28 protein-coding genes and 1 pseudogene are annotated in these 25,943 nt (G+C 55.8%); 17 read left to right on the top strand and 12 right to left on the bottom strand.

Annotated features, from left to right (window positions below; translation table 11 throughout):
• Positions 1–29 precede the first annotated feature (29 nt).
• Complete coding sequence (locus tag PbB2_RS14465; RefSeq protein WP_108986097.1) at positions 30–494, bottom strand: pilus assembly protein N-terminal domain-containing protein; 465 nt, start codon at positions 492–494, stop codon at positions 30–32.
• Between the two features lie 596 nt (positions 495–1,090).
• Here PbB2_RS14465 and PbB2_RS14460 point away from each other — a divergent pair.
• The 9 genes and pseudogenes from PbB2_RS14460 to PbB2_RS14420 all read left to right on the top strand — a co-directional run bounded on the left by PbB2_RS14460 (position 1,091) and on the right by PbB2_RS14420 (position 10,267).
• Positions 1,091–1,258: a Flp family type IVb pilin gene (locus PbB2_RS14460; RefSeq protein ID WP_108986096.1), complete on the top strand. Its 168-nt coding sequence runs from the start codon at positions 1,091–1,093 to the stop codon at positions 1,256–1,258.
• Positions 1,259–1,390: 132 nt separating this feature from the next.
• Positions 1,391–1,912: an A24 family peptidase gene (locus PbB2_RS14455; RefSeq protein WP_108986095.1), complete on the top strand. Its 522-nt coding sequence runs from the start codon at positions 1,391–1,393 to the stop codon at positions 1,910–1,912.
• Between the two features lie 297 nt (positions 1,913–2,209).
• Positions 2,210–2,956: pseudogene (cpaB, locus tag PbB2_RS14450) on the top strand (Flp pilus assembly protein CpaB); the annotation flags it as partial.
• The gene (locus PbB2_RS14445; RefSeq protein WP_238165035.1) at positions 2,956–4,602 is read left to right on the top strand and encodes a type II and III secretion system protein family protein; all 1,647 of its coding nucleotides are present in this window, start codon (positions 2,956–2,958) and stop codon (positions 4,600–4,602) included. The pseudogene cpaB and the gene PbB2_RS14445, both read left to right, overlap by 1 nt.
• 41 nt (positions 4,603–4,643) lie before the next feature.
• Positions 4,644–5,366, top strand: a complete 723-nt coding sequence (locus PbB2_RS14440) for a CpaD family pilus assembly lipoprotein (RefSeq protein ID WP_192576365.1) — start codon at positions 4,644–4,646, stop codon at positions 5,364–5,366.
• The gene (locus PbB2_RS14435) at positions 5,363–6,757 is read left to right on the top strand and encodes a CpaE/TadZ family protein (protein WP_108986092.1); all 1,395 of its coding nucleotides are present in this window, start codon (positions 5,363–5,365) and stop codon (positions 6,755–6,757) included. Before PbB2_RS14440 ends, PbB2_RS14435 begins: the two co-directional genes overlap by 4 nt.
• A gap of 7 nt (positions 6,758–6,764) precedes the next feature.
• Complete coding sequence (locus PbB2_RS14430; protein WP_108986091.1) at positions 6,765–8,258, top strand: TadA family conjugal transfer-associated ATPase; 1,494 nt, start codon at positions 6,765–6,767, stop codon at positions 8,256–8,258.
• A 5-nt stretch (positions 8,259–8,263) separates the two neighbouring features.
• On the top strand, positions 8,264–9,238 hold the full coding sequence (locus tag PbB2_RS14425) for a type II secretion system F family protein (RefSeq protein ID WP_108986090.1): 975 nt from the start codon (positions 8,264–8,266) through the stop codon (positions 9,236–9,238).
• A 9-nt stretch (positions 9,239–9,247) separates the two neighbouring features.
• Positions 9,248–10,267 carry a type II secretion system F family protein gene (locus tag PbB2_RS14420; protein WP_108986089.1) on the top strand — a complete coding sequence of 340 codons (1,020 nt, stop codon included), beginning with the start codon at positions 9,248–9,250 and terminating at the stop codon, positions 10,265–10,267.
• On the opposite strand, the gene PbB2_RS14415 is transcribed toward PbB2_RS14420, so the two are convergent.
• The gene (locus PbB2_RS14415; RefSeq protein ID WP_108986088.1) at positions 10,264–10,470 is read right to left on the bottom strand and encodes a zinc-finger domain-containing protein; all 207 of its coding nucleotides are present in this window, start codon (positions 10,468–10,470) and stop codon (positions 10,264–10,266) included. The genes PbB2_RS14420 and PbB2_RS14415 overlap by 4 nt on opposite strands.
• A gap of 102 nt (positions 10,471–10,572) precedes the next feature.
• Between PbB2_RS14415 and PbB2_RS14410 the strand changes: the two genes are divergently transcribed.
• Entirely contained in the window at positions 10,573–11,523 is a 951-nt protein-coding gene (locus PbB2_RS14410) for an ABC transporter ATP-binding protein (protein ID WP_108986087.1), read from the top strand.
• On the opposite strand, the gene trmB is transcribed toward PbB2_RS14410, so the two are convergent.
• From trmB to PbB2_RS14375, 7 genes are all read right to left on the bottom strand, one after another.
• A complete protein-coding gene (trmB, locus tag PbB2_RS14405; RefSeq protein WP_108986086.1) occupies positions 11,498–12,214 on the bottom strand; it encodes a tRNA (guanosine(46)-N7)-methyltransferase TrmB in 717 nt (238 codons plus the stop codon). The genes PbB2_RS14410 and trmB overlap by 26 nt on opposite strands.
• Before the next feature lie 78 nt (positions 12,215–12,292).
• The gene (locus PbB2_RS14400; protein WP_108986085.1) at positions 12,293–12,700 is read right to left on the bottom strand and encodes a helix-turn-helix domain-containing protein; all 408 of its coding nucleotides are present in this window, start codon (positions 12,698–12,700) and stop codon (positions 12,293–12,295) included.
• Positions 12,701–12,748: 48 nt separating this feature from the next.
• Positions 12,749–14,305: an apolipoprotein N-acyltransferase gene (gene lnt / locus PbB2_RS14395; RefSeq protein ID WP_133245844.1), complete on the bottom strand. Its 1,557-nt coding sequence runs from the start codon at positions 14,303–14,305 to the stop codon at positions 12,749–12,751.
• The gene (locus tag PbB2_RS14390; RefSeq protein WP_108986083.1) at positions 14,302–15,228 is read right to left on the bottom strand and encodes a hemolysin family protein; all 927 of its coding nucleotides are present in this window, start codon (positions 15,226–15,228) and stop codon (positions 14,302–14,304) included. The genes lnt and PbB2_RS14390 overlap by 4 nt, the downstream gene beginning before the upstream one ends.
• The gene (gene ybeY / locus PbB2_RS16510; RefSeq protein ID WP_192576364.1) at positions 15,221–16,708 is read right to left on the bottom strand and encodes an rRNA maturation RNase YbeY; all 1,488 of its coding nucleotides are present in this window, start codon (positions 16,706–16,708) and stop codon (positions 15,221–15,223) included. The genes PbB2_RS14390 and ybeY overlap by 8 nt, the downstream gene beginning before the upstream one ends.
• The gene (miaB, locus tag PbB2_RS14380; protein WP_108986082.1) at positions 16,705–18,147 is read right to left on the bottom strand and encodes a tRNA (N6-isopentenyl adenosine(37)-C2)-methylthiotransferase MiaB; all 1,443 of its coding nucleotides are present in this window, start codon (positions 18,145–18,147) and stop codon (positions 16,705–16,707) included. The genes ybeY and miaB overlap by 4 nt, the downstream gene beginning before the upstream one ends.
• A 97-nt stretch (positions 18,148–18,244) precedes the next feature.
• Positions 18,245–18,751: a L,D-transpeptidase family protein gene (locus PbB2_RS14375; protein WP_108986081.1), complete on the bottom strand. Its 507-nt coding sequence runs from the start codon at positions 18,749–18,751 to the stop codon at positions 18,245–18,247.
• A gap of 75 nt (positions 18,752–18,826) precedes the next feature.
• Here PbB2_RS14375 and PbB2_RS14370 point away from each other — a divergent pair, with 75 nt between their 5' ends.
• Entirely contained in the window at positions 18,827–19,513 is a 687-nt protein-coding gene (locus PbB2_RS14370) for a response regulator transcription factor (RefSeq protein ID WP_108986080.1), read from the top strand.
• A gap of 15 nt (positions 19,514–19,528) precedes the next feature.
• Here PbB2_RS14370 and PbB2_RS14365 read toward each other — a convergent pair whose 3' ends face one another.
• Together PbB2_RS14365 and PbB2_RS14360 are read right to left on the bottom strand one after the other, a co-directional pair.
• Positions 19,529–20,338 carry a GntR family transcriptional regulator gene (locus tag PbB2_RS14365; protein ID WP_108986079.1) on the bottom strand — a complete coding sequence of 270 codons (810 nt, stop codon included), beginning with the start codon at positions 20,336–20,338 and terminating at the stop codon, positions 19,529–19,531.
• A 70-nt stretch (positions 20,339–20,408) separates the two neighbouring features.
• Positions 20,409–20,786, bottom strand: coding sequence for a YciI family protein (locus tag PbB2_RS14360; RefSeq protein ID WP_108986078.1), 378 nt, complete (start codon positions 20,784–20,786; stop codon positions 20,409–20,411).
• Between the two features lie 176 nt (positions 20,787–20,962).
• Here PbB2_RS14360 and PbB2_RS14355 point away from each other — a divergent pair, with 176 nt between their 5' ends.
• The 6 genes from PbB2_RS14355 (at position 20,963) to PbB2_RS14330 (ending at position 25,523) form a co-directional block, all read left to right on the top strand.
• A complete protein-coding gene (locus PbB2_RS14355; RefSeq protein WP_108986172.1) occupies positions 20,963–22,291 on the top strand; it encodes a 3-isopropylmalate dehydratase large subunit in 1,329 nt (442 codons plus the stop codon).
• The gene (locus PbB2_RS14350; protein WP_108986077.1) at positions 22,288–22,785 is read left to right on the top strand and encodes a LeuD/DmdB family oxidoreductase small subunit; all 498 of its coding nucleotides are present in this window, start codon (positions 22,288–22,290) and stop codon (positions 22,783–22,785) included. The genes PbB2_RS14355 and PbB2_RS14350 overlap by 4 nt, the downstream gene beginning before the upstream one ends.
• 9 nt (positions 22,786–22,794) lie before the next feature.
• A complete protein-coding gene (locus tag PbB2_RS14345; RefSeq protein ID WP_108986076.1) occupies positions 22,795–23,679 on the top strand; it encodes an isocitrate lyase/PEP mutase family protein in 885 nt (294 codons plus the stop codon).
• A 190-nt stretch (positions 23,680–23,869) separates the two neighbouring features.
• The gene (locus PbB2_RS14340) at positions 23,870–24,592 is read left to right on the top strand and encodes a DUF4908 domain-containing protein (protein ID WP_238165034.1); all 723 of its coding nucleotides are present in this window, start codon (positions 23,870–23,872) and stop codon (positions 24,590–24,592) included.
• Positions 24,593–24,645: 53 nt separating this feature from the next.
• Positions 24,646–24,852, top strand: a complete 207-nt coding sequence (locus PbB2_RS14335) for a twin transmembrane helix small protein (RefSeq protein ID WP_108986171.1) — start codon at positions 24,646–24,648, stop codon at positions 24,850–24,852.
• On the top strand, positions 24,849–25,523 hold the full coding sequence (locus PbB2_RS14330) for an SDR family NAD(P)-dependent oxidoreductase (protein WP_108986074.1): 675 nt from the start codon (positions 24,849–24,851) through the stop codon (positions 25,521–25,523). The genes PbB2_RS14335 and PbB2_RS14330 overlap by 4 nt, the downstream gene beginning before the upstream one ends.
• Positions 25,524–25,592: 69 nt before the next feature.
• Here the strand turns inward: PbB2_RS14330 and PbB2_RS16150 are convergent.
• On the bottom strand, positions 25,593–25,943 hold a 351-nt coding region (locus PbB2_RS16150; RefSeq protein WP_192576362.1), incomplete at its 5' end, for a hypothetical protein.

Below are 25,943 nucleotides of genomic sequence, written 5' to 3'. Positions count from 1 at the left end.
ATGATTATGTGGTGCTATGATCGACGAGCCTAGTTCCGGCTCCCGCTGCCGGCAGCAAATGTCGCGCGGCTTCCAGCAGCCGACATGGCTGTGCGGTTTCCTGCCTCAGTTGCTTCCGCGTGAACGGTTGCGATGCAGCGTTCTTGGCACACCATGGTGGAGATTTCTTTGCCGCGCTGAATTGTGATCATGCCAGCAGGTCTATTGGCCCGAACCTGAACTCGGGCCTCGAAAACAACCCGTCCATTGGCATCCACGGCGGTCACTTCCGTGCTGCCAACCGATTTGGCGACGACAAACAGGGTACGTGGGTCGTGCACAATCACGTCGGCAATACCTGCATTGCCGATAACGACACCTGTTACAGGCCGCTCAAAGTGCAGCGCTTGAGTTTGCTCAATCTCCATTTGCATGGATTGAGCCATAGCGGGGCTGGTTGCGGCAGCAAACACGACGGCGGCAATGAGGCCAACTTTGATCAGATGCTTGGACATCAAAATACTCCAGTTGAGCTATCTTTAACCCTCACCCGTAAACCAGCCATTAATCGCGTCAGTCGGACCACGCACAATGAATGACCGGGGAGCTGGCGGATATCGGTCGGCCAAATCGGCGAAAGCCGAAGCCCGCATGGCCTCTACATAACCTATATATAAAAGGAGTCGGCAAACGCGCTGAACTGACGAGAACCGATTGCATGCCTGATGCATGCGTGCCGAAGCGGGCTGCAAACATCCTGACAGTCATGTCCTAGATCATTTTGCATTCAAAAGCAGAGCATGCATTTGACATATCCTTGGTTGGATATTTCCAAGACTATGTAATCATTTACCGCAACTTGACATAAATCACTTTGATTTGCCTTGGTAATGCAAAATTTCAGTCCGAAGGGTCATAAAAAATAATCCACGAAAACAATATCTTGCGATAATTGAGATCAGATTGTGCCGACAAAATGGCAGGTCATTTCAATTTTTATCTTTCGATTTACGCGGTGTTTATGAATCTTCGCTACAACCAACTGGACACAGGGAAAAAGAAGCAGCAACGACTTCAACCACCCGGTCGCATGTAGAATGGGAACCTTAAGATGAAAAAGTTTTTGGCAAAGATCCGCAAGAATGAGTCTGGTGCAACTGCTATCGAGTACGGCCTGATCGCCGCTCTGATCGCTGTGGTTCTGATTGGTTCGCTCCAAACCCTGGGCAACAACATGAAGAACCAGTTCACCACCATCGGCACCAGCATCGGTCGCTAATCATTTAGCGATTTCGATTGTGTGATCGAAATGGGGCGCCTGATCATTGGATCGGGCGCCTTTTTCGCATAAGCGACATTCAAACACATCAATATTTACATTCGCTTAGCTCAAGTCTGATAATGCTTATATATGCTTATCGGCCCTGATTCATTTTCAGCCTATCTGGGGCTCACCGCGTTCAGTGGTGCCATGATTTGGGCTGCCATTGGCGATGTGCGAACCTTCACCATCACCAACAAGCTGAACCTGACAATTGCGGTTGGCTTTCTGATCTTTGCTCTGCCAATGGGTCTCAGTTTGCAGGACATTGCCGCTCATGTCGGTGTTGGCGCTGTTACCTTAATGATCACCATTACCATGTTTTTGATCGGCATATTTGGCGGGGGCGATGCCAAAATGATGGGGGCTGCGGCCTTGTGGCTAGGGCCTGCCGCCATGCAGCCATTTATCCTTTACACCGCTTTCTCTGGCGGTGGCTTGGTGGTGATCCTGTTGGTCAGCCGTTATCTGGCCCGCCGGTTTGGTTTGCCAAAGCAGCCACGATGGTTACGCCGACTTCTGCGACAACGCTCAGCGGTGCCCTACGGCGTTGCGCTTGGATTGGGCGCAATCTTGGCAACGCCCCATACCGTTTGGTTTCCCACATTCTAATGATCTGATGTGCAAATCGTAAGCTCGATTGTTTCAAAAGTCGTTTCACCGTTAACCACTTCTTAGAACCTGTTTACGCATGGTCTTCTCAAAGCTGTTTTGGTTTTAGGTGATTCTCTGAGGGTCGCGTCGGCCTCGACTGATGGCGATCCTGAACGGGAGATGCGTGGCGTGAATATTCGGCAAATCTCGATTATTGGGGGAGCCTTGCTGGTAGCAGGTGGAGCCTTTGTCTGGCTCCGCAGTCAGTCTGCCAACCCTTAAGTCACCGCTCCGGCACCATCAGGCGAAGCCAAAGTTGAACTCGTGAATGTTCTGGTGGCCAAGCGCGACATGGAGTTGGGCGAGCGCATTTCGGAGGCATCTCTCGGCTGGGCACCCTATACACCCGCTAGCGCCTCAACACCGGGCTTTGTTCTGCAAAGCAAAAATCCTGATGCCATCAAGGACTTTACAAATGGCATTGTGCGGCAAGCCATGGTGGCCGGTGAGCCTATCCTGTTGAGTAAGATCGTAAATGTCGGCGACAAGACAGGTGCAATGGCCGCCTTACTGACGCCTGGAATGCGGGCTATTACATTCCCTGTCACCACTGAGTCTGGCGTCGCAGGTTTTGTTCTGCCCAATGACAAGGTTGATATTGTTCTGACCCGCGAGGTTCAGTTCATGGCCAAGGGCCAAACTCAATCACGCGTGGTGTCTTCAACAATCATGGAGAATGTCCGGGTTCTGGCCATCGATCAGGCTATCCAGCCAAACAAGGATGCGAAGACCATTACCGGAACAAGTGCCACCGTCGAATTGAGTGCTGCAGACGCTGAAAAATTGCGGATCGCTCAGAAATTGGGTGACTTGTCGCTTATGCTGCGCGGCTATGCGGACATGAGCGGACCGACTTATGTGCGGGCCGGGGCGCCGGTTTTGGTGCAGGGTGTTGTCTCGACACCGGCCAACCCTGCCCCCGCAGCGCCATCCGAGGGAAACAATGGGGCTGGACCACCGCCTGCGCCGACCCCGGTCAAAGTCTATCGGGGAGGCCAGTGATGGGCTGCCGTTCTGGCTTCAATAATTTACTGATGGGCACAATTTGCGCGGCATGGGTTGCCGCGAGCTTGCCTGTCTTGATCCCTGATGCTGCTCTGGCTCAAAACCGCATGGCTTCTGCGGCACCAACGACTGGCAGCAGCCAGGCCAATGGTCCAAATATCCAGCGTCTGAATTTGGCGCAGGGTAAATCCGGTGTGATCGATTTGCCGGTCGAGGCCCGTGATGTGGTGGTCAGTGATCCGACTATTGCGGACGCGGTGATGCGGACCAGTCGGCGCGGCTTTATCTTGGGCAACAAAATGGGCGAAACCAACGTCTATTTCTTGGATGCGCAAGGCCGCCAAATCCTTCAGTTGGAAGTGCGCGTCTCACGCGATACCTCCGAGCTCGAAGCCCTTCTCGACCGCTTGGTGCCAGAAGCGCGCGTCAGTATCGATACAGTTCAAGACTCCATCATTCTTACTGGCGATGTCCCGAACGCAGGCGTGTCGGATCGTGTCCTGAGAATCGCCGGTCAATATGCGGGCGATCCCAATAGAGTTCTGAACATGATGAATGTTCTGGCCGGTGATCAGGTCATGTTGCGGGTTCGGATCGTGGAAATGCAACGGTCCGTTATCAAGCAATTGGGTATGAACCTGACTGCAACCAACATTCTCAACCAGCTTCTGCCAGAAGATTGGGGGGTGAAGTTTGCCACCGCGAACGGCTTTGCGGTCAATGGCGCATTTCTGGGTGGAACCACCATTGATTCAACTTGGGCGCAGAATTTTATCCGGCCACAATCTTATACGTTCGACAGCCCCACCGCCGCCCTTTTGGACCCTAGCCGCTTTGCCGGCGCTGGCGGCTATAGTTCGAAGTTCGACCCTGCAACAAACGTAACCACCGTGACCTATGGCCCCGGTGAGCTTGTCACCAACCAAAGAGCCGACAGCAATATTCAGGCATTGGAACGTGTGGGTCTTGCCCGTACTTTGGCTGAACCCAATTTAACCGCCACCTCGGGCGAGCCTGCTAAATTCCTAGCAGGGGGGGAATTCCCTGTTCCCACCGCTCAAGAAGGCAACAAGGTTACGGTGTCGTTCAAGCCGTTCGGGGTTGGTCTCGGCTTTACGCCTATCGTTCTAAGCCCGGACAGGATTTCCTTGAAAATCTCGACCGAAGTGTCTGAGATTTCAACGGCAGCCTCATTCCGCCAGGCCGATACTTTGATCCGCGATGCTGCTGGCAATGTAACCGATACAATTCGCGGCCTGTCGATTCCGGGTGTGTCTGTTCGGCGTGCGGAAAACACGATGGAATTGCCATCGGGTCGATCCATGGTGATGGCAGGGCTGATCCAACAATCCACCCGACAGTCAATTGAAGGTCTACCAGGCCTGAAAGACCTACCAGTGTTGGGCAATTTGTTCCGGTCGCGCGATTTCCAGAGCAATGAGACTGAACTGGTCATTATCGTGACCCCCTACATCGTAAAGTCGACCACGATGGACCAATTGCAGACCCCCGCAGACGGTTATGCGCCCGCGCCCGACAGCTCTGCCCTGCTTCTGGGCAAGATGAACCGAATGGTCCGCCCGGAATCAAAAGGCCTTCCCAAAGGCCGCTACCGGGGTCCAGTTGGTCATGTATTGAATTAAGTCAGGAAATGCCGATGTCACACAAGCTCGCTAGACACTTCATGTCGAGACCGCAGGCCAAAACCGCGATCAAAGCCGCCGTGTTCGCAGCCCTGATGTCTCTTGGGGCCTGCGGCGGCGGCCAAGCTGTGCGCGAACAAACGGATGCTGAGCGGGTTGAAGAAGCCAATCTGAAGCGCACTATGCTGGATGCACACGTCCCAACCGCGATCCCTGTCGAAGCGCGCCTAAGCCTATCAGCACCCGGAAATGCCACCGGCGTAGCGGCGCAAGAAGTCGCGGATCTGCGTACTTTTGGACAGGATTTTGTGCGACTTGGCCGTGGTAATGTCGTGATTTCAGTGCCTAACAACGCCAGCAACAGCCAATCGGCAGCCTTTGTTGCCCAAGACGTGCAGCGTATCTTGTTCCTCGCCGGTGTTGATTACACCCGCATGGTAAGCGGCCCGTATCAGGCCAGCGGTTCGGGGGATGCCCCGGTCTTGGTGTCGTATGGTCGCTATGAGGCGAAGGCAACGACCTGCACGCCGTGGAGCCAAGTCGACCCGCGCAAAACAGCTTCTAACCTGCCGCCTGATCGGTTCGGCTGCGCCCAGAATGCCAATCTGGCCGCCATGATTGCAGATCCAGGCGATTTTCTTGGCGACCGCAGAGACACGGTGCGTGATGCGGCCCGCTTGCAGAATGGAATTGAACAGCATCGCAAAGGTGCCGTGCCTACGGTCAGTGGTGCAGTGGCAACAGGCGGCGGGGGTGGCCAATGATCGGGAACACAAAGCGTAAGCCCATGTGGGAAGAGCTTGCATCCGCGGACGAGCCCTTCGAACTGGACGCCGATCTTGACTTCATCGAGCCTACCCGCTCGCAATCCATTCCAGCGGCGGCATCACCTGGTGACTTTGATGCGGCGACCTTCGAAGAAACCTATGTCGGCGAACTCGCTCGGGGTGGCGATCAACCTGTGCCACGCATTTCGGTACAGGCTTTCTGCGAGCGTCCTGATACCGCGCAATTGATGCAATCGGCATCGACCGACCGTCGCATTGCCAAAGCCCATGTCACAGTGTCGATGGGCGGACTTGCGGGGGCGATCGAGTATTTTCAGGCCCAGCCTTCGCCCAATCTGATCATTGTGGAAAGCCTGGCATCGCCAGCCGCCTTGATCCAGCAATTGGACGAGCTGGCATCTTATTGTGAGCCCGGCGTCAAAGTGATCTTGATCGGGGATTCCAATGACATTGGCCTGTACCGAGAGCTGATCCGGCGCGGCGTATCTGAATATCTTGTCCCGCCATTGCAACCACTGCAGTTGATCCGCACGATTTCGGATCTTTATGTGGATCCCAGCAAGCCGTTCTTGGGCCGCACAATTGCCTTTGTCGGTGCGAAGGGTGGGGCGGGCTCGTCTACCATCGCGCACAATGTTGCTTGGTGCATGGCCGAGCATGCCCGCGTCAATACCACATTGGTTGATCTGGACTTGTCGTGGGGAACCACCGGTCTTGACTTCAACACGGACCCTGCAACCGGCATTGCCGACGCATTGGAAAGCCCGGAGCGGGTTGACGATGTGCTGCTGGATCGATTGTTGACGCGCCATACCGATCATTTGACTTTATTCACCGCCCCGGCATCGCTGGACCGTGAGTTCGAGATTGCACCAGAAGCCTATGAGACCGTGATTGAGGGGGTTCGCCGCGGCGTACCTTTTGTCATCCTCGACCTGCCACACACCTGGTCGAAATGGATGCGCCAGACCCTATTGTCTGCAGACGAAGTTGTAGTTGTGGCCCAGCCGGATCTGGCCGGCCTGCGCAATGCCAAGAATATTTTCGACATGGTCCGGGTTGGTCGCCCCAATGACACCCCGCCAAAAGTCATTCTCAATATGGTTGGTGTCGCCAAGCGACCTGAAATCCCGGTTAAGGATTTCGCTGAGGCTCTGGGAGTGCAGCCAACTTTGGTCCTGCCCTATGACCCGCAATTGTTCGGCACGGCCAGCAATAACGGCCAAATGCTGGCCGACGTCAACCCGAACAGCAAATGCGCAGAGGGCATGGATTTTCTGGCTCAGTTGTTCACCGGGCGTGCACCGCAGCCTAAGACCAAAGCCAATCTCCTTGCCAAACTGATGCCGGCAAAAGCCAAGAAGTGAGGCCTGAATGTTTGGTAAACGTGCAGATGGTGCAGTCGCGGCAAATGTGGCAAGGCCGGCTCCGATTGAGCCTCCCAAGCCAGCACCCGCTCCAGTAACTGCGCCCGCCCCGGCAGCTGCAGCGGGCGGTGCCACACCTGCATCGCTCGACCCGGCACGTGTTGCCAAAGCAGTTCGTGCGCCAATCCCGATCAACCCGCAGGTTGCCTCCAGTAATGATGGGCGGACAGAAGAATATTACCGCACCAAGGCATCGATCTACAATGCGCTGATCGAAACAATCGACCTGGGCCAATTGGCAGCCCTTGATCAAAAAACCGCACGTGATGAAATCCGCGACATCGTCAACGAAATCATAGCAATCAAGCAGGTCATCGTATCGGTCTCCGAGCAAGAGCAATTGCTGGCTGACATTGTCAATGACGTTCTGGGCTATGGTCCACTAGAGCCCTTGCTGGCACGTGACGACATTGCTGACATCATGGTCAATGGGGCCAATAGCGTGTTCATCGAAGTCGGCGGAAAGGTGACCAAAACGCCGATCCGTTTCCGTGACAACCAACAGCTGATGAACATTTGTCAGCGCATCGTTAGCCAGGTTGGTCGTCGAATCGATGAAAGCTCTCCCATATGCGACGCCCGTCTACCAGACGGGTCGCGGGTTAACGTGATTGTGCCACCTTTGGCGCTCGATGGACCAACGCTGACCATCCGGAAATTCAAAAAGGACAAGCTGCGTCTGAAGGATCTTGTTGGTTTCGGGGCCATCTCAGAACCGGCTGGCAAGGTTCTCGGCATTATCGGCGCCTGCCGATGCAATGTCTTGATCTCCGGCGGTACCGGCTCTGGCAAGACCACCCTGCTGAATTGTCTTACTGGCTATATCGCCCCGGACGAACGGGTCATTACCTGCGAAGACGCTGCGGAATTGCAATTGCAGCAGCCCCACGTGGTCCGGCTGGAAACCCGTCCTCCCAATCTGGAAGGTCAAGGCGCGATCAGCATGCGCGAATTGATCAAGAACTGTCTGCGGATGCGACCTGAACGGATTATCGTGGGCGAAGTGCGCGGACCCGAAGCATTTGACCTGTTGCAGGCCATGAACACGGGCCACGATGGCTCTATGGGTACATTGCACGCCAACAGCCCGCGCGAAGGGCTGTCGCGGATGGAAAGCATGATCACCATGGGTGGATTCTCTCTGCCCACCAAAACCATTCGTGAAATGATCGTTGGCTCTATCGATGTTGTGATCCAGGCAGCCCGTCTTCGGGACGGCTCCCGCAAGATCACCCATGTCACCGAAGTTCTGGGGCTGGAAGGTGATGTGATCATCACCCAAGATCTGATCGTGTTTGAGATGGAAGGCGAAGACGCCAACGGCAAGATTATCGGCAAGCACCGATCAACAGGGATCGCACGCCCTAAGTTCTGGGATCGTGCACGCTATTTCGGCCTCGAAAAGGAATTGGCTGAGGCCCTCGACGCGGCGGATGTGTAAAAGCTATGGATCTTGGTACGATCATCCCAATTCTGATTGCTGCAGGGGTTCTGCTTGTAGGCGTCGCACTTGCAGGCGACGATAATCAGGAGTCTCAAAAGCGTATCAAGTCGGTTGCCCAACAAAAGCCGGCCGCAGTGAAGCGTCGGGGTGCCGACAGTGAAGATAGCCGCCGCAAAAAGCTTTTGGTCAATCTGAAAGACATTGAAATGCGCGAGCGCCAGCTCCGGCGTGCGCGTTTATCCGTGGCCGCGCGCATTGAGCAGGCTGGCCTGACCATGGAAGAAAAGACCTTCTGGATGATTTCGGTCGGCCTTGGCCTTGCTGCGGCGGCTGGCGTGCTGATCGCAGGCCAAAAGCCCATGTATGCGTTGGGGGCCGGGGTCGTTCTGGGTTTAGGCCTGCCGCGTTGGATTTTGGGGTTTTTGGTCGGACGGCGTCAGAAGAAATTCATCGCTGAATTCGCCAATGCAATCGATGTGATTGTGCGCGGGGTGAAATCTGGCTTGCCGCTGGTTGAATGCCTGAAGATTATTGCGCGTGAAGCACCAGAGCCGCTGTCTGGGGAGTTCCGCCGGATCTGCGACGCCCAATCCATGGGTGTACCAGTCGATCAGTGCATGAACAAATTGTTCGAACGAATGCCCCTGCCGGAAGTTAGCTTCTTCACCATTGTGCTGTCGATTCAACTCAAAGCAGGGGGCAATTTGTCCGAAGCACTGGGCAATTTGTCCTTGATCCTGCGTTCCCGCAAACTGATGCGCGAAAAAATCAACGCACTATCCTCGGAAGCCAAGGCCTCGGCCATGATCATCGGGGCCCTACCGATCATCGTGTGCGGCATCATTTCGGTGACCAGCCCCGCATATATGGGTCTATTGTTCAAAGATCCGACCGGTCATTTCGGTCTCGGGGCAGCATTTTTGATGATGACGTCCGGTATCTTGGTGATGCGCCAGATGATCAACTTCGACATTTAGGACAAGGGCATGTTTGAAGAGATCAAGGAATTTGCCAAAATGGCCACAGACCCCAATCTGGTGGGGTCTGTCATTTTGGCTGTTGGCCTTTTGATCACGGCCCTGACGGTTGCCCAACCTTTGTGGAAAACCGACAATTTGTCTGCACGCATGAAAGCGGTTGCAGCTGACCGCGAAGCGATGCGCCGTCGCAACCGTGCCACCATCGCCCAAGAACAAGCCGAGCGCGGGACCTTGCGGCAGAAGGCAAAGGGGCCCTGGAAGTCCATTGTGGACGCCTTGAACCTGCAAAAACTGCTGGAAGATCCCAATGTGACGCAAAATCTGATGGAAGCCGGTCTGCGCGGACCCGGACCCGTCTCGGTTTTCTATTTTGCCCGATTTGCCACCCCGATCACCTTCTTCCTGCTTGCATTGAGCTATGTGACCTTCTTTGGCAAAGATATGTCGAGCAATATGCGCCTCATTGTCGCCGTGGGGGCCTGTGCTGCTGGCTTTTATCTGCCCAATCTGATTGTGAAGAATATCGCCACAAAGCGGCGGCAATCCATTATGCGCGCCTTTCCAGATGCGCTCGACCTGTTGCTGATCTGCGTGGAGTCGGGCATGTCGATCGAAGGGGCGTTCCAGCGGGTGGGTCAGGAAATTGGCACGTCCTCAATCGAACTGGCTGAGGAATTAGGCCTGACCACCGCCGAATTGTCTTATCTGCAAGATCGTCGTGTGGCGTATGAAAACCTTGCCAAACGCACCAATCACCCCGGGGTAAAGGGCGTGGCGACAGCCCTGATTCAGGCTGAGCGTTACGGCACACCGTTGGGTGCGGCCTTGCGCGTGATGGCGAAGGAAAATCGCGAACTGAGGATGACCGAAGCCGAAAAAAAGGCTGCTGCGCTGCCCGCCAAATTGACGGTGCCGATGATTGTCTTCTTCTTGCCGGTCTTGTTTATTGTGATCCTGACCCCGGCTTACATTCAATATCAGAACATGAATGGCGGAAAGGGTCCAGGTGCTGTGGCGGCACGTTAAGCGTCGTGCGAATCCCCCGCCTGCGACCTGCTGACATAGACCCGACCGCAATATAGGCACTCAACCTCGCCATCATCGCCCATTTCGTACCAGACTTTGGGATGGCCAAGTGCACCGCCACCGCCATCACAGGCGACACGATGGCCGTCGACATAAATGGTTTCGATCGGTTGGCGAGGCTTTGACGTGGTGGCTACAGACATTCGTCGACATCTCTCACAGCAGCGTGATTGCTACGGGCTTTAGAGCGACGTAATTAGTGCCCAACGACCCTGTCCGTCAACGTGTCCGCCAAGGCAGAATTCATGAGCCAGACTCCCTATGCGATCGAAGCCCGCGGGCTTCAAAAAATCTATGCCGCCAGTGGAAAGTCTCCAGAAAAGCATGCGCTAAAAGGGTTGGATCTGGCCATTCCCAAAGGCTCAATTTTTGGGTTGCTGGGTCCCAATGGTGCAGGAAAGTCGACATTCATCAATATTCTGGCTGGTCTCGTCATCAAGACGTCCGGCGTGGTGCGCATCTGGGATACCGATATTGATAAGGATCATCGGGCAGCAAAGGCCGCCATTGGCATCGTTCCGCAAGAAATCAGCTTTGATGCCTTCTTTACGCCGTTTGAAACCTTGGAATTGCAGGCCGGCTTTTACGGTGTGCCACCCAAGGAACGTCGTTCAATGGAATTGCTGGAGGCAGTTGGCTTGGCCGACAAACGCGACACCTATTCGCGTTTGTTGTCGGGAGGCATGAAGCGGCGTCTGCTGATTGCCAAGGCTTTGGTGCACAATCCCCCGGTCGTGATCTTGGACGAGCCCACTGCCGGGGTTGACGTCGAATTGCGTCGCTCCTTGTGGGACTATGTCACCATGCTCAATAAGGAGCGCGGCGTCACAATCGTCCTCACAACCCATTATCTCGAAGAGGCACAGGAATTGTGCGATAACATCGCCATTATCGATCAGGGCCAGCTGATTGCCTGTGAACCAACTGCCAAGCTCTTGACCCGCCTTGACCGCAAGGCCGTGGTGATCACACCGGTTGAGGCGTTGAAGCAAATACCAGCTGGTTTGAATGGTCTGGACACAGTTCTGCGTCCGGATGGATCATTGGCGATTCATTATCGGCCGAAAGAGCAAAGCGTGGAAGCCCTTCTGACCCAGGCCATGGGATCAGGTGTGCAGATTCGCGACCTCCGTATTGAAGAACCAAATCTCGAAGATGTCTTCGTGTCGCTTACATCCCCTGCGGGCGGGCGGTAAACAACAAGAAAATTGGTGCACAATCGCCCAATTTCTTGGTTTCATAGCGGGTTGTAATGTGATCATCTGGCGGGGTGCGCCAGTCATGGGCGGTCTCCGCCAGCCATTCAAAGCCGCCGTGTTGGGTAACCTTCTCGATTGTCCAAGCAGCATAATCAGCCCAATCAGTGGCAAAGCGTAACTGACCGCCCGGCTTGAGGGCCCGATGGGCTGCCTCGAGAAATGACGGTTGGATCAAGCGGCGCTTGTTATGGCGGGCCTTGTGCCACGGATCGGGAAACAAGATGGTTAGCCTATCCAAGCAGTGGGGCACCAGCGCCTGCAACACAGGCCTGGCATCTGACGCCAGCAGCCGGACATTGTTCAATCCGTGATCTTCAATGCCAACTAAAGCTTTTGCTACGCCTTCCTGAAACGGCTCAGCGCCCAGAAAAAGATGGTGCGGATGCCGGATTGCTTGTCCAATCAAATGCTCTGCCCCACCAAAACCAATTTCAAATTCAATCGCCTGGGCGTCAGCCATCCAGTCACGTGGATCAAGCGGGCTGTCAGGCTCGGCAGGAATGGCCAAGGTTGGGAATAGTGTGTCAAACAATTGGGTTTGCCGGTCAGACAAGGCCCGCCCTCGCACCCGTCCGAACGAACGCAGAGGACCATAGGCTTTTGGGGCGGAAAAATCTGGCTTTTGCATGGGCTGCTTATGCCTTTTCAGACATCGTGCCACCAGCAGGAATATCAGGATCAAGCCCTGCCGCTGCCAGCCTTTCCCCTATTCATCATCTGCCAGAAGTTTGATGAGTTCGAGCACTTTGCGCCGTTTGGCCTGTGAGCCGAGACGACTATAGTCGGCGAGCAATTCAAGCGCGCCAGGTGTTGCCAAGAGGTTCGCGGTCGACAAAGTTTCGCTGTCGGATGGGGCTTCAGTCACGCCGGGGCTAGGCTCGAGTCCAAGCCCATCAAAGAAGAAAGACGGTTCGACGCGCAAAATATTGCACAATTGAAACAGGCGGCTGGCCCCAACCCTGTTCAAACCGCGCTCATATTTCTGAACTTGCTGGAATGATAGTCCGAGCAACTCGGCCAATTTCTCTTGGCTCAAACCAAGATCTTCCCGCCTCTGCTTAAGACGGCAGCCGACATATGCATCTACGGAGGTGGAACGACGATGATTTGACATAGCTCATAATTGGAATTCAACCAATATTTGAATCAAGATCATCGGCTGTCAATGGCGTTTGTGCGACCACAGAGCGAAAACGCCAAAACCAACACATAAAATCAAGAAAGCCCAATCCCCGATACGCGCGTAAGGGCTGGAACCTTTGAAAGCGGGCAACCTGGCAGTGGCATAGCCCGCACCGGTGCGATGCTCGGCAACCGGACGACCAAGGCGGTCCACAATGGCTGACCACCCCCCACTCGCCGCGCGCACAACCGGCATACCCGTCTCAATCGCCCGATAGCGAGCTTGCGCATAATGCTGATCTGGCCCCAAAAGATCACCATACCAAGCGTCCACCGATACATTGAGAATCCAAGCCGCTTGGTCGGTCGCCTTCGGATTAAAGTGCGGAAAGACAATTTCATAACAGACGCGGGGATCGGCGAGTGGTGCCTTTGGCACGGCCAATGTTCCGGGCCCGACACCTGGTGTCATTTCGCCGTCATAGGCAACCAGACTTGCAATTCCGAACTTCTCAAAAATTGTCCGAAACGGCAGATATTCACCAAAAGGAACCAAGTGATATTTGTCATAGACGGCCCGCGTGGTCAGGCCGCCGTCTTCGACGTCAAAAACAAGGATTGAGTTGTTGTAGCGCGCTTGCCCTGCCAGCAGGTCACGGCGGATGGAACCTAAGGCAAGCGTCCGATCACCCAAACGGCCTTGAATTGCCTCGAGAACGACAGGCTCTTCGAGCAAGAGAAATGGAAAAGCACCTTCCGGCCAGACAAGAATATCAGCCTTTTCGGCGTCAGGTGTTTCGAGGAGATCAAGATAGGTGGTGACCACACGGGTGGTATTGGCCGGGTCCCAGACTTCTTTTTGAGAAAAGCCCGCTTGTCCGGCAGCGATGACCGGCCCTGTGCCAGTTTGCGCGGAAACCGGGCCTTCGGCCTGAAGTTTCAAGGCACCATAGCCAAAGCACGCCAGAATGAGGACAAGACCCACGCCACCATAAGCCGCTTGGGCACGTACCGTCGCGGTGCTGATCAATATCAATGGCAAGCTCAAGACAAACAAGCTTATGAGCGTGAGACCATAAGGACCAATCAAGGCTGCCACCTGGCTAATGGCCCCGCCCGGCTTCCAGATATAGGCCGGCAAATTCCAAGGTAGGCCGGTAAACACATGGCCACGCGCATATTCGACGGCTGCTACGCACGTGGCAAAAACAATCAGACGTGAGAGGCCGGAACTCCAAAACCGAGCAGCAACCAGCCCAGCGAGCCCCCAGAACAATGCTAAGCCTGCTGGCAAAGCCGCGACCGCAAACGGCATCAAAGTGGCAAACTTCTCCGCATCAACCAGAAAAGCATTGCCGACCCAGAACATGCCGGCCAAGAAATAGCCAAATCCCCAAGCCCAAGCCCGCCAAAAGGCGGATCGCTTAGGGCGCGCGCTCAGAAAAGCCCCGTCCAGAAGCAGGATAAGTCCACACAAAGCGAAGGCAAAGGCGGGCCAAATATGGAAAGGTGCATGGCCCAATACGGCCAACGCCCCCAATCCGGTACTGATGAGACCAGACAGCCAGAAAGGTTGGGCGTTAGGCTGCGTCGTCACGCCGTCGGGGCCTGTGACGGGTTAGCGGCTTCCACCGCCATTGCCGAACGGATGCGGACGCGCTTGATGCGGCGGGGATCGGCATCAATCACTTCAAGATCGAATCCGGTAGGATGATGTAAAATCTCGCCGCGCGGGGGAACACGTCCAGCCAAAGCGAACACTAGACCGCCCAATGTATCGATATCGTCTTCCATGTCCTCCAACGTCAGGTCGACGCCGGCGCGCTCAGAAAACTCGTCTAGCTCTACCCGTGCATCGGCTTCCCAGACGCCATTGCCGGTATCAACGATCAAATCTTGATCCAGATCATCATGTTCGTCATCGATATCGCCAATAATTTCTTCAACCAGATCTTCAATGGTCACCAAGCCATCGGTTCCGCCATATTCATCGATCACCAGCGCCATGTGACAGCGCTTAGCCCGCATCTGCAAAAGCAGATTGGGCAGTTTCATCGAGATCGGCACATAGAGAAGGTCACGCTTGAGGCGCGGCAGGACAAGATCGTCGAGCTTGGCTTTGATCTGACCTGCCTCATCGGGAATCAGCAGTGCCAAGATGTCTTTGACATGGACAAAGCCAAGAGGTGTGTCGAGATTTTCGGCATAGACTGGCATGCGCGAGTGCTGATGAATTTCGAACATGCGGGCAACTTCGCCCAAGGTCATGTCGATATCTACCGCCGTGATATCCGCGCGGGGTACCATCACATCATTTACGGACAAGCGGTCAAAGCTGGCAGCCTTAACGATCATGTCTTTCTGATTGCGTTCAATCGTTTCACCCGATTGAGCGCGTTCACGTAAAAGTTCGGCCGGATCAAGCCCTGCATAGGCGTTTTGGCGACGCAATTTCTGCGTCCACCGTTTCCAGAGACTGGGCTTTTTGGTGTTGCTACTACTGGAGGGGTCGTCAGTCATGGGTTTGGTAGGGATCGGCAATGCCTAGGCTTGCCAAAATCTCTCTCTCTAAGCCTTCCATCTCTGCCGCATCATCATCGGCTTCATGATCATATCCTAAAAGATGTAATAGGCCATGCACAAGCAGGTGGGTGGCGTGATGTTTCAAGCTTTTGCCCTGTTCGGCGGCTTCACGGGCACAGGTCTCATAGGCCAAGGCAATATCACCAAGCCCGATTTCACCAGCGAGGGATATATCACTGAGACTTTCAGCTGCCGGGAACGACAGGACATTGGTCGGCTTATCCTGTTGCCGCCACTGTGCATTGAGGGCCTGAACCCGTGCATCATCAGTCAAGAGTACCGCCACTGACTGAACGGAAGGCTCAAAAAAGCCAGCCACCGCCGTCACAATGTTTTGTACCTCATTGGCAATGTCAGAGCCAAACACCCCGGCCCAGCCATCTGAGTCAACTTGGGTTTCAGCCGCAAAACTGACTTGAGATAACACAGGTTTTTCCGCCCTTTCTGGCGTCGGCCCATCGCTGTCGCGTTCATACGCGGCCACAATCCGGCCGACGAGTGGGTGGCGAACGACGTCTTCGGCGCTGAAATGCACAGTCTTCATCCCCTCAACCCGGCGCAAGATGCGCAAGGCATGGGGCAAACCAGACTCTGCCGCACGCGGCAAGTCGATCTGGCTCGGATCGCCATTGACAGCCATGCGCGATCCCTCGCCCAGTCTGGTCAGCAACATTTTCATCTGCATGCGCGTGGTGTTCTGCGCTTCATCGACGATCACAAAAGCGTCAGACAATGTGCGGCCCCGCATGAAAGCCAGTGGTGCGACCTCGATTTCCCCCGCAGCTTTGCGCCGTTCAAGTTGGGCTGCGCCCAGAAGCATTTTGAAAGCATCCCAAATCGGCTGGAGATAGGGGTCCACTTTTTCTTCCAGATCACCCGGCAGGAAGCCGAGCCGCTCGCCAGCTTCCACCGCAGGCCGGGTCACCACAACGCGTGAAACACGCCCTTCGAGCAACATGGCAACCCCGACCGCCACAGCCAGAAAAGTCTTGCCAGTGCCTGCCGGGCCGACCCCGAAAACAAGGTCAAACTCACCCCCCATCAGCGCATCCAAATAGATGGCTTGCGTGGGCGTGCGCGGCTTGATGTCGGCGCGCCGACCGGGCAGTGCCAGGGCACCGCTGCGCGCGCGCGTTCCGGCCCGCACAAAGGTGATGGCTGATCGCACATCCGGCAGAGACAAAGCACCGCCGGCTTCCGCCTTTTCGATCAAAGCCTGCAATGCTTCATGGGCATGCTGGATCGAAACCGGGTCGTCGCCATGGATCAGAATGTCGCCGCCTTGGGCAGTGATATCCACGCCAAAAGCCTCTTCCACCAACGTCAGATTACGGTGGGCAGGCCCAGCCACCAACGGAACAAGGCCCGCATTAATCAAGGCCACACGGCCTTCTTCAGCCTTCCGGCGGCGGGTCAAGACGAGATCACCAATTCCCCAGTCAGGGAATTTGAGGCTGTGGCAATGATGCGGACACGATGCAATTGACCAATCAGCGCCTCAGGGCCCTGCACATGGACCGATTGCAGCCACGGACTGCGCCCGAGAATTTGGCCCTCGTTGCGGCCTTTGCCGGTAAACAACACATCGAACGTTTGCCCGACCTTGGACGTATTGAACGCCCGCTGCTGGTCAAGGATTAGGGCTTGTAGACGCTGAAGACGATCATCGGCGACCTCTGGGTCGACCTGGCCATACATTTCAGCCGCCGGCGTACCCGGACGTCGGGAATATTTGAAACTGAAGGCCCCAGCATAGCCAACCGCGCGCACCAGTTCCATGGTGTCTTCAAAATCCTGTTCCGTCTCGCCAGGAAAACCCACAATGAAATCAGATGCCAAAGCAATGTCCGGCCGGGCTTGGCGCACCTTGGCCAACGTCTCGAGATAGCTTTCAACCGAATGCTTGCGATTCATCGCTTTGAGGATTTTGTTGGACCCAGACTGCACGGGCAGATGCAGATAGGGCATAAGTTCGGGCACCTCGCCATGGGCGGCAATCAGATCATCGCCCATGTCGCACGGGTGGGAAGTCGTGTAGCGGATCCGCTCAATCCCACCGATCTTGGCCAAATGACGCACCAATTGCGCCAAAGACCATGTGTTGGAACCTTCCAACTGTGGCCCTTGGCCGTGATAGGCATTCACATTTTGACCCAGAAGCGTGATCTCGCGGACGCCTTGCCGGGCCAGACCGCGGGCTTCAGCAATGATGGAATCCACATTGCGGGAATATTCCGCCCCCCGCGTATAGGGAACCACGCAGAATGTGCAGAATTTGTCGCAGCCCTCTTGAACCGACAGGAAGGCCGACGGGCCTTCGGGCGCGCGGGCGGTCGGCAGGGCGTCAAACTTTTCAACCGCCTCAAAACTGGTCTCCAGCCGCTCACCACTGGCGCGCGCCGCGCGTGCAATCAATTCAGGCAGTTTATGATAGGCTTGCGGACCGACCACCAGATCAACGGCCGGGGCCCGGCGCATAATCTCTTCGCCTTCGGCTTGGGCAACGCAGCCAGCAATTGCAATCGTCATGTGATCGCCCTTTTGGGCCATGACATCTTTGTGCGCCTTGAGCCGACCGATCTCAGAATAGACTTTTTCGGTCGCCTTTTCGCGAATGTGGCATGTATTAAGCACGACCAGATTGGCCGTGTCGGGTCGGTCAACTTGGCGATAGCCCAGCGGACGCAACACATCGGCCATGCGTTCGCTGTCATAGACATTCATCTGGCAGCCATAGGTCTGGATGAACAGCGTCTTGCCCGCAGCATCGGCTTGCGCGGCATCTGTGGCCCCTGCGACAACATCGGGGGAGCGGGTCAGGACATCCTGACTCAGGTGGGCGGCTTCTTCATGCATAGGGGCAGGCTAAAACGCCAAACAGCGCCTCGATGCAAGAGCAATCCGGCAACACTTGCGCAGCTTTCGCCAGAAACATTGCCCAAATACAGGCTGACTAGTCGGTGAAGGCCACCGCGTCACCGGGGCGGGCCACTGCCAAGAGCGCCCGCAAGTCCGCCTCCGCCAACGCCACACAGCCCGCAGTCGGCTGATAATCTTCCGATGCGCAATGCATGAAAATAGCTGACCCCATGGCCGGAACCACCGGATCATCATTATGCCCCAAGACGACGATGATGTTGTAAAGTCCGTCGTCACGCCACAAATGCTCGGCACTGGCTGGATAGGGGTGCGTCACAGGGCGATTATAATTCGGGTCGTCTGAGGCATCACACCAGCCATCGTCAGGCTTGATGGCGATGGCCTCAAAGCCGCCATCAGGCTTGGGTCCACGATCTGATCGCCACATCACAGACCGGATTGGCCAGGTGCCCAATGGACTTGCCCCATCCCCCTCGCGTTTGTCGGTCGGCAGCTTCGTCCCGCCTTTTCCAATCGCGCAGCGTAGCTTTACGTGTCCGTAGGTTAGCCATCCTTGAGAAGAGGCTGTAAAAACCTGCATAAACGTCTCCTGATCAACACACTGTGATGGTCTACCCCCTTGTATCGCACAATAGAGAGCAACCATGTAGGGGGCATGTCACGCAAGCGCACCCTTCTTTTGGTCGATGACGACCATGACCTTCGCACCACGCTGGCCGAGCAGTTCGAGCTGACGGGGGAATTCGATATTTTGATGGCGCAGGACGCCGCCAGCGGCGTCAATGCAGCCCGCAGTCAGGGACCTGACCTTATCCTGTTGGATATTGATTTGCCGGACCTTGATGGGCGGGAAGCCTGTAAAGCCATCCGCACTGGCGGTTTTGCCGGTCCAATCATCATGCTGACCGGTCAGTCTACTGATTCAGACACCGTCTTGGGTCTGGACGCTGGAGCGAATGACTATGTCACAAAGCCATTTCGCTTTGCCGTATTGCTGGCCCGTGTTCGCGCCCATTTGCGCAGCCATGATCAAACCGATGTCGCAACACTCAAGATCGGCCCCTATGATTTCAAGCCTGCCAATCGTACATTGACCGATGCCAGCGGCAAGCGCATCCGGCTGACGGATAAAGAAGCTGCAATTCTGCGCTATCTCTATCGTTCTGGTGCCAAGGCAGTGCCGCGCGATGAATTGTTGCGGGAAGTCTGGGGCTATAATGCCGCCGTGACGACGCACACCTTGGAAACCCACATCTATCGTCTGCGGCAAAAGATCGAGCCGGCTTCGACCCGCAATGGCCTTTTGATCACAGAAGGCGGCGGCTATCGTTTAGAGCCCTGATCGGCAGATGAGGGCTTAACGCCATTCATCCCGGCCCGCTTTGCGCTGGCGGGTCAGATTCATATGATATTGGAAGCGTTCAGGGCGATAAAAACCCTGAACGACTTCGATGGGTGCGGAATCTGCATCCTTCATCACCCGCACGATCTTGAGTAAAGGGGAGCCTGTCGCGATTTTAAGCGCCTGGGCTGTGGCGGGCTCGGCACTGCAGGCCGTGATCCATTGTTCGGCAGACACTGCGACAAAGCCCGCCTTCTCCAAGAGGTCGAGCAAGGGGGTATGGGCCAAGGCCTTGGCGTCAAACTTTCCAGCAATGTCGATCGGCAAGTGGGTGACAATATAAGAGAAGGGCTCACCCTCCAACTTGCGGACCCGAGTCGCACGTTGCACCGGCACACCGCTCGGTAGGCCCAGCAATTCAGCAATCTCGGCAGAGGCAGCGACTTGCGCCACATCAATCAGCTCAACTTCAGTGGAAAGGCCCATAACTTTCAGGGCTTCCATCAGATTGTCGAAACTGCCCTTCACCACTGGAACGGTGGCATTATAAGTCACCACCGTGCCACGACCGCGGTGGCGCGACACCAATCCTGCAGCGGCTAATTCATTCAAGGCGCGCTTGACGGTAATGCGCGAGACATTGAACACCTGCGTCAGGTCCTGCTCACCGGGCAGTACCGCGCCCAGCGGAAAGGCACCCGACCTGATCCGCTCACGCAGGATGAGGAATAATTGATGATAAAGCGGTGTCGGCAAACTGGCATCGACCATGGCGGCCCTGAGGTCAGAACCCGTTTCTTGTGATGCGGCTATATTGCTATCCATTGGCTGAACCTAGCCTGACAACTCAAAATGAAAAGCCCCCGTGGGGTCCAAAACTGAAGTAATTCGCTGATTAGCCGCCATTGGCACGTTGACGGACTGACTCAAGACTTTCCCAGATCTTGCCGCCCGGATAACGACCAATCGACATGGTCATGTCATGAACCTCAACCGTTTCAAACATGCCACAGGTAAAATAGGGGTCGCCGTTCATGATTTCCCACGCTTGGTCGACATCATCGGCACAAACAATAAGGCAAGAACCATGAATGACCGGGCTGCCCGGTGCCTTTAATGGACCCGCCGTTACATAAGATCGCCAGTGCTTTTCAACATGGCGCAAATGACCTTCGAGGTGGGTTAATCGCATCTCTTTGGCCATCGGACCGTCTTTGCAAACAAAGAGGAAAGTGGGCTGGGTTTGGCGGGGGATTGTCGGGGGCTCGGACATGGTGCATCTCCTCTCCGGCTGAAAAGATCCGTTGATCTTCTTGGGCGGTCACGATTTTTCAAGTCCGGGATTGGCAGAACCAATGCTCTCCGCCAATGTGTCCCAGCCTTGCCAAGGCCTCACCGATATTTGATATAAAGATAGATCATTTAGCAAGACAGGATGCTGGCACGCTTATGTCCGACCCTGCACATCCACCTTCGGAATCATGCGGCAAAGGCCAAGGCATGACCTTGGCGCAAAAGCTGCTGGCCCGGGCTTCGGGTCAGGCACATGTACAACCGGGTGATATTGTCGTGGTCAATGTCGATCTGGCCATGGCCCATGATTCCAGTGGACCCCGCCGCTGGAAGCCGCATTTAGAGGCCTTGGGTGCAGCAATCTGGGACCCCAGCCGCGTGGTCATTGTCTCTGATCATTACGTCCCGGCGGTGGATGGGGAAAGTGCAGCCATTCTGAAGCTGACTCGTGATTTTGCCGCAGCCCATCAGATTGACCACTTTTTTGATATGGAAGGTATTTGCCACGCCATCATGCCCGAGAAAGGCCTGCTGAAGCCCGGCATTTTTGTGGCCGGCGGCGATAGTCATACACCCCACGCCGGAGCCTTTGGCTGTTATGCGGCAGGCTTTGGGGCAACCGACATGCTGGGGATCGTCGTCACGGGTCAAACTTGGACCATCGTGCCGGAAACCATTCGGGTCGAGCTTGAAGGCCGCTTGCCAAACTTTGTCTCCGCCAAGGACATCATGCTTTATCTTTGCCGGACACTGGGCATGGATAATGCCTTCAAAGCGATTGAATATGGTGGTTCTGGTGTCACCTCTATGAGCATGGATGAGCGGATGGTCTTGTCCAATATGGCGGCCGAATTGGGTGGGGAAGTTGGTTTAATCGCTGCTGACGCCACGACTTTAGCCCATATTCGTGCCCATGGCGGTACAATTTCGCAAGCGGACCTTGTCTGGCAGCCAGATCTGGATGCAACCTATGAGCGCCGGGTCCAGCTCGACCTGGCCACATTGTCTCCCCAAATTGCCCGACCTCATTCTCCCGCCAACAGCGGCGCAATTGAGGAGGTTGTCGGCCAAGAGATTCATCAAGCCTATATTGGTGCCTGTGTTGGGGCGAAGCTTGAAGACCTGCACATGGCAGCCCGCATCTTGAAGGGCCGAAAAATCGCCAAAGGTGTTCGTCTGCTTGTGGCTCCAGCCAGCTCCCGCGTGACCGAACAAGCCGCCAGCGATGGCACTTTGGCCAGTCTAATGGCAGCGGGTGCCACATTATTGCCGTCCGGCTGTGGGGCGTGTGCGGGTATGGGGGCTGGTCTGTTGGCTGAAGGCGAGGTGTGCATTTCCACCACCAATCGCAATTTCAAGGGCCGCATGGGGCATGGGGAAGCCTTTGTCTATCTGGGTTCTCCCTACACGGTGGCGGCCAGCGCATTGACCGGACGGATTACTGACCCCCGTCGAATTGACCATGGCACAGAGGTGGCGGCATGACCTCAGCCATTTTGCAAGGCCGGGCCTTTGTGTTTGGCGACAATATTGACACCGACCTTCTGGCACCGGGCCATTTGATGAAGCTGCCAGCAGACGAACTCGCCCGCCATTGTTTGGAAGCCATCGCACCGGACTTTGCAACCCGCGTTCAGCCTGGCGATTTTTTGGTGGCCGGGGCGAATTTTGGCTTGGGTTCATCACGCGAACAAGCGGCTGTTAGCCTGAAGCTCTTGGGTGTCGGGGCGGTAATCGCGCCAAGCTTTGCCCGCATTTTCTATCGCAATGCCTTAAATTTGGGCTTGCCAGCCCTATTCTGCTCCGAGGCCCATCGCATCAATGAGCAGGACCGGTTGCTGGTTGATGTCAGTTTGGGCAAGATTACCAATACAACGCGGGGCGATGTGTTGACCTGCAAGCCAATACCGGACCATTTGATGAGCATGGTTCGCGCCGGTGGGTTGATCGCCCATCTGAAGTCACGACGTGCATCATGAGGATCGAGCATGACGACCTTTAATCTGCTTGCGCGGCTCAGCCAGAACAAAGCCCTTCTGGCACCGGGTGCCTATGATGCCATTAGCGCGCTTTTGGTCGAGCAAGCAGGCTTTGAAGCCATCTATATGTCCGGAGCATCCATCGCCTACACACAATTGGGGCGACCGGATATTGGCTTGGTGACCGCGACTCAAGTTGCCGACACAATTGCCCGGGTTCGCGACCGTGTCAGCATTCCGCTGATCGTTGATGCTGACACCGGTTTTGGCAATGCACTCAACGTCAAGCATACTGTACGGCTATTCGAACGCATGGGAGCCAATGCCCTGCAATTAGAAGATCAAACATCGCCCAAACGCTGCGGCCATTTATCCGGCAAGGAATTGGTGGCGGCTTCTGACATGGTCGGAAAGATCAAGGCAGCGGTGGATGCACGCAGTAAAACTGAGACTTTGGTGATCGCGCGAACCGACGCCATCGCCGTGGAAGGCTTTGAGCGGGCCCTTGAGCGGGCGGAACAATATCGTCTGGCTGGGGCTGACATATTGTTTGTTGAAGCGCCTCAGTCACTCGATCAGATGCAGGCCATTTGCCGCGCATTTCCGGGCACTCCCTTGCTGGCCAATATGGTCGAAGGCGGCAAGACGCCGCTGCTCACCTGCGATCAATTATCCGATATGGGCTATCGTTTGGTGATCGCACCGGGATCTATGGTGCGGGTACATGCCTTTATCGCCCAACAATTCCTACAGTCGCTAAAGGCCAATGGCACGACCGCGCTCTTTCGTGATCGTATGCTTGATTTCAAACAAATCAATGAGTTGTTGGGTTTGCCCGATTTGATGGATGAAGGGGCGCATTATGAGGGGCGCGGCCAAGAAGCTGCAGAATAATTCCCTTCGATCATGTGATTTCCCTTTTTGCGAGAAATAGTGCTGCGTTTCATAGACATTTTGTCTCTATATTGCCCGATTCTACGTCCATAATGTGAGTATGGTGGACATGTGCGATCTTGGTCAAAGCCGGTATGCGAGACAGCAAAGGGGCTGGAATGACTGTCTCATGGGGCTGGCCTGCGGCTGTTTGACCCTCTCACTTGCTTTAGCCAGTCCGGCCTGTGCCCAGTCGGCCAAGCGGGGCCAAGAACTAACCTTCAATGATATGTTCGAAAGCCCCAACGCAGCAGCTCCCCAAGCTGTCGCCTTTGCTGCTGGACCAAATAATTTGCGGTTTGTGCTCGATCGCTCCCAGCCGCGTGTCGTGTTGCTGCAATTTGACGGTGATCCGGAAGTCTGGGCGCTCACCTCCAGCTGGGGACCACGTGGGGATGAGTTTCTGCGCAATGATATTGGTGAAGTCATTGTCCGAATTACCACATTGGGCGGTGTAACAGTTTATGGGCCTTTAGGTACCAATGGCGGGCTTGCCGCCAGTCAGGGCAAGGCCAAAAGTTTGCCTGCCCCGTCCCGCAGCGAAGGCACCTTGCAAGCGACGCTCCAAAAGGCGCTGCGCTGGTTTGACCGCTTTTCCAGCCGCAGCATCCGGGTTGAAGCCTCAGGCGGATTGCCACCTGCTTTGGTGCATGAGGCGCTAGAGCGGGCAGCTCAAGGCATGTCACGGGCTCCACGCGGCTATTTTGGTCGGCCAGAACGCAAGGTGAAACTCATCCGCGTTCAGCGCAGCTTTGATCAGCCGAGTGTGCGGTGGCAATCGGGCGTCTTGACCATCGGTGTTGTCCCGGGGGCCGGCTATGCCGGTAGGCCCTCGAGTGCAGCCGTCCTTCTGGCTTTGACACGAAGCCGATAATCCCACCGCGCGGCATGATTGCAGCCGGTCATCGGCAGGCCTATAGGATTTCCATGACGATTGGACCTCTGAACATCGCGATCTTTGTCGCCATTGCCATTGTGTTGGTGATATTGGTGATCGGTATCGCCAATTTAGCTGTAACCGGGGAAAAGGCGCGGTCACGATCAAACCAGCTGATGCGGTTGCGCGTGGTCGTGCAATTTATCGCCGTCATTTTGTTGATGATCGGCTTTTGGCTGAAATCCAAAACCGGATGAAGAACCCCGATATTGCTGAACGAATTGCCCTTGTAACCGGGGGTGGCGGTCGCTTTGGACAAAGTCTCTGTCAGGCATTGGCAGCCCGAGGGTGTAAAGTGCTGGTCGGCGATTGTGACATGGTCAAAGGCCGTGAGGCAGCGGCCCGCTGCGGCGGTGTGGCCCTTGGCCTTGATGTGACCGATGCCGCCATGTGGATGAACGTCCACCAAACGGCCCGCGACATGTTTGGCCCGATTGGATTGATCTTTCACTGCGCCAATCTGATGGAAGAACCGGCGGCCGAACAAGACGCACTCAACCGCCTGTGGGCAACCCAGGTCGGCGCGCTGGAACTGGCCGAGGCCGCATGGGGTGATGAGGGTGTCGAAACGGGTGGCGTCCATGTCTTATTCGTTTCTGCAGCGGCGTGGATGCCTGATCCCCGTCGTCCAATGTGGTCGGCAACACAGGCGGCTAAGCGCCATTGGCATACCGGAAAGCAGCTTAACTCACAGCAGTCTCCCCACAGCATGTTGGTCGCTTATGATGTTCCGCCCAAGCCTGGCCGCTTGAGCGATGATCGCGAAATAGCCGCTGCAACGCTCTGGGGTCTTAAGCGTCGAACACCACAGGTTTTCGTGCCAGGTGGCTTCGGGGTGAAAGGCTTTTGTCGCAAGTCCGCATATTGAGAAATCCTGTTGAGGTCGCTGGGTTCCCAAAACCCCCACCCCCGCTTGCACATCAAAGCAGGGTCACAGCTATAATAAGGTGATCATCGGTACTGGCCAGCGGCGCGGCGGGGGTAAGGGCGGGGGACGACTTCGGCTCTTCTGGGTGATTTGAAAGCCCATGGCATCGAAGGTGGCGCTGATTTCATGGCCACGTCGGGCCATGATGCGGGGTCGCTCTTCAGGGGCGAGCATGGGGCCGGGTCGGCGACGTGCGAGAGAGAAGGCCAAGCGCTTGGCTTTGGCGTGGGGGTCGGTGGCGATGGCCTGCAGCAAGTCCAAACGCCGCAACCAGCGGCCGATGGGCACAGGGGCTGGGGCAAAGTAAAAGGGCCGGGCTTGGCCTGTGACAGCAGTAGATAGCGCCTCAAACCGCTGCGA

The sequence above is a fragment of the Candidatus Phycosocius bacilliformis genome, assembly GCF_003112735.1.
GTDB lineage: Bacteria > Pseudomonadota > Alphaproteobacteria > Caulobacterales > Aquidulcibacteraceae > Aquidulcibacter > Aquidulcibacter bacilliformis.
Note: the sequence above shows the minus strand (reverse complement) of the source record. Positions and strands in the feature narration are given on the sequence as shown.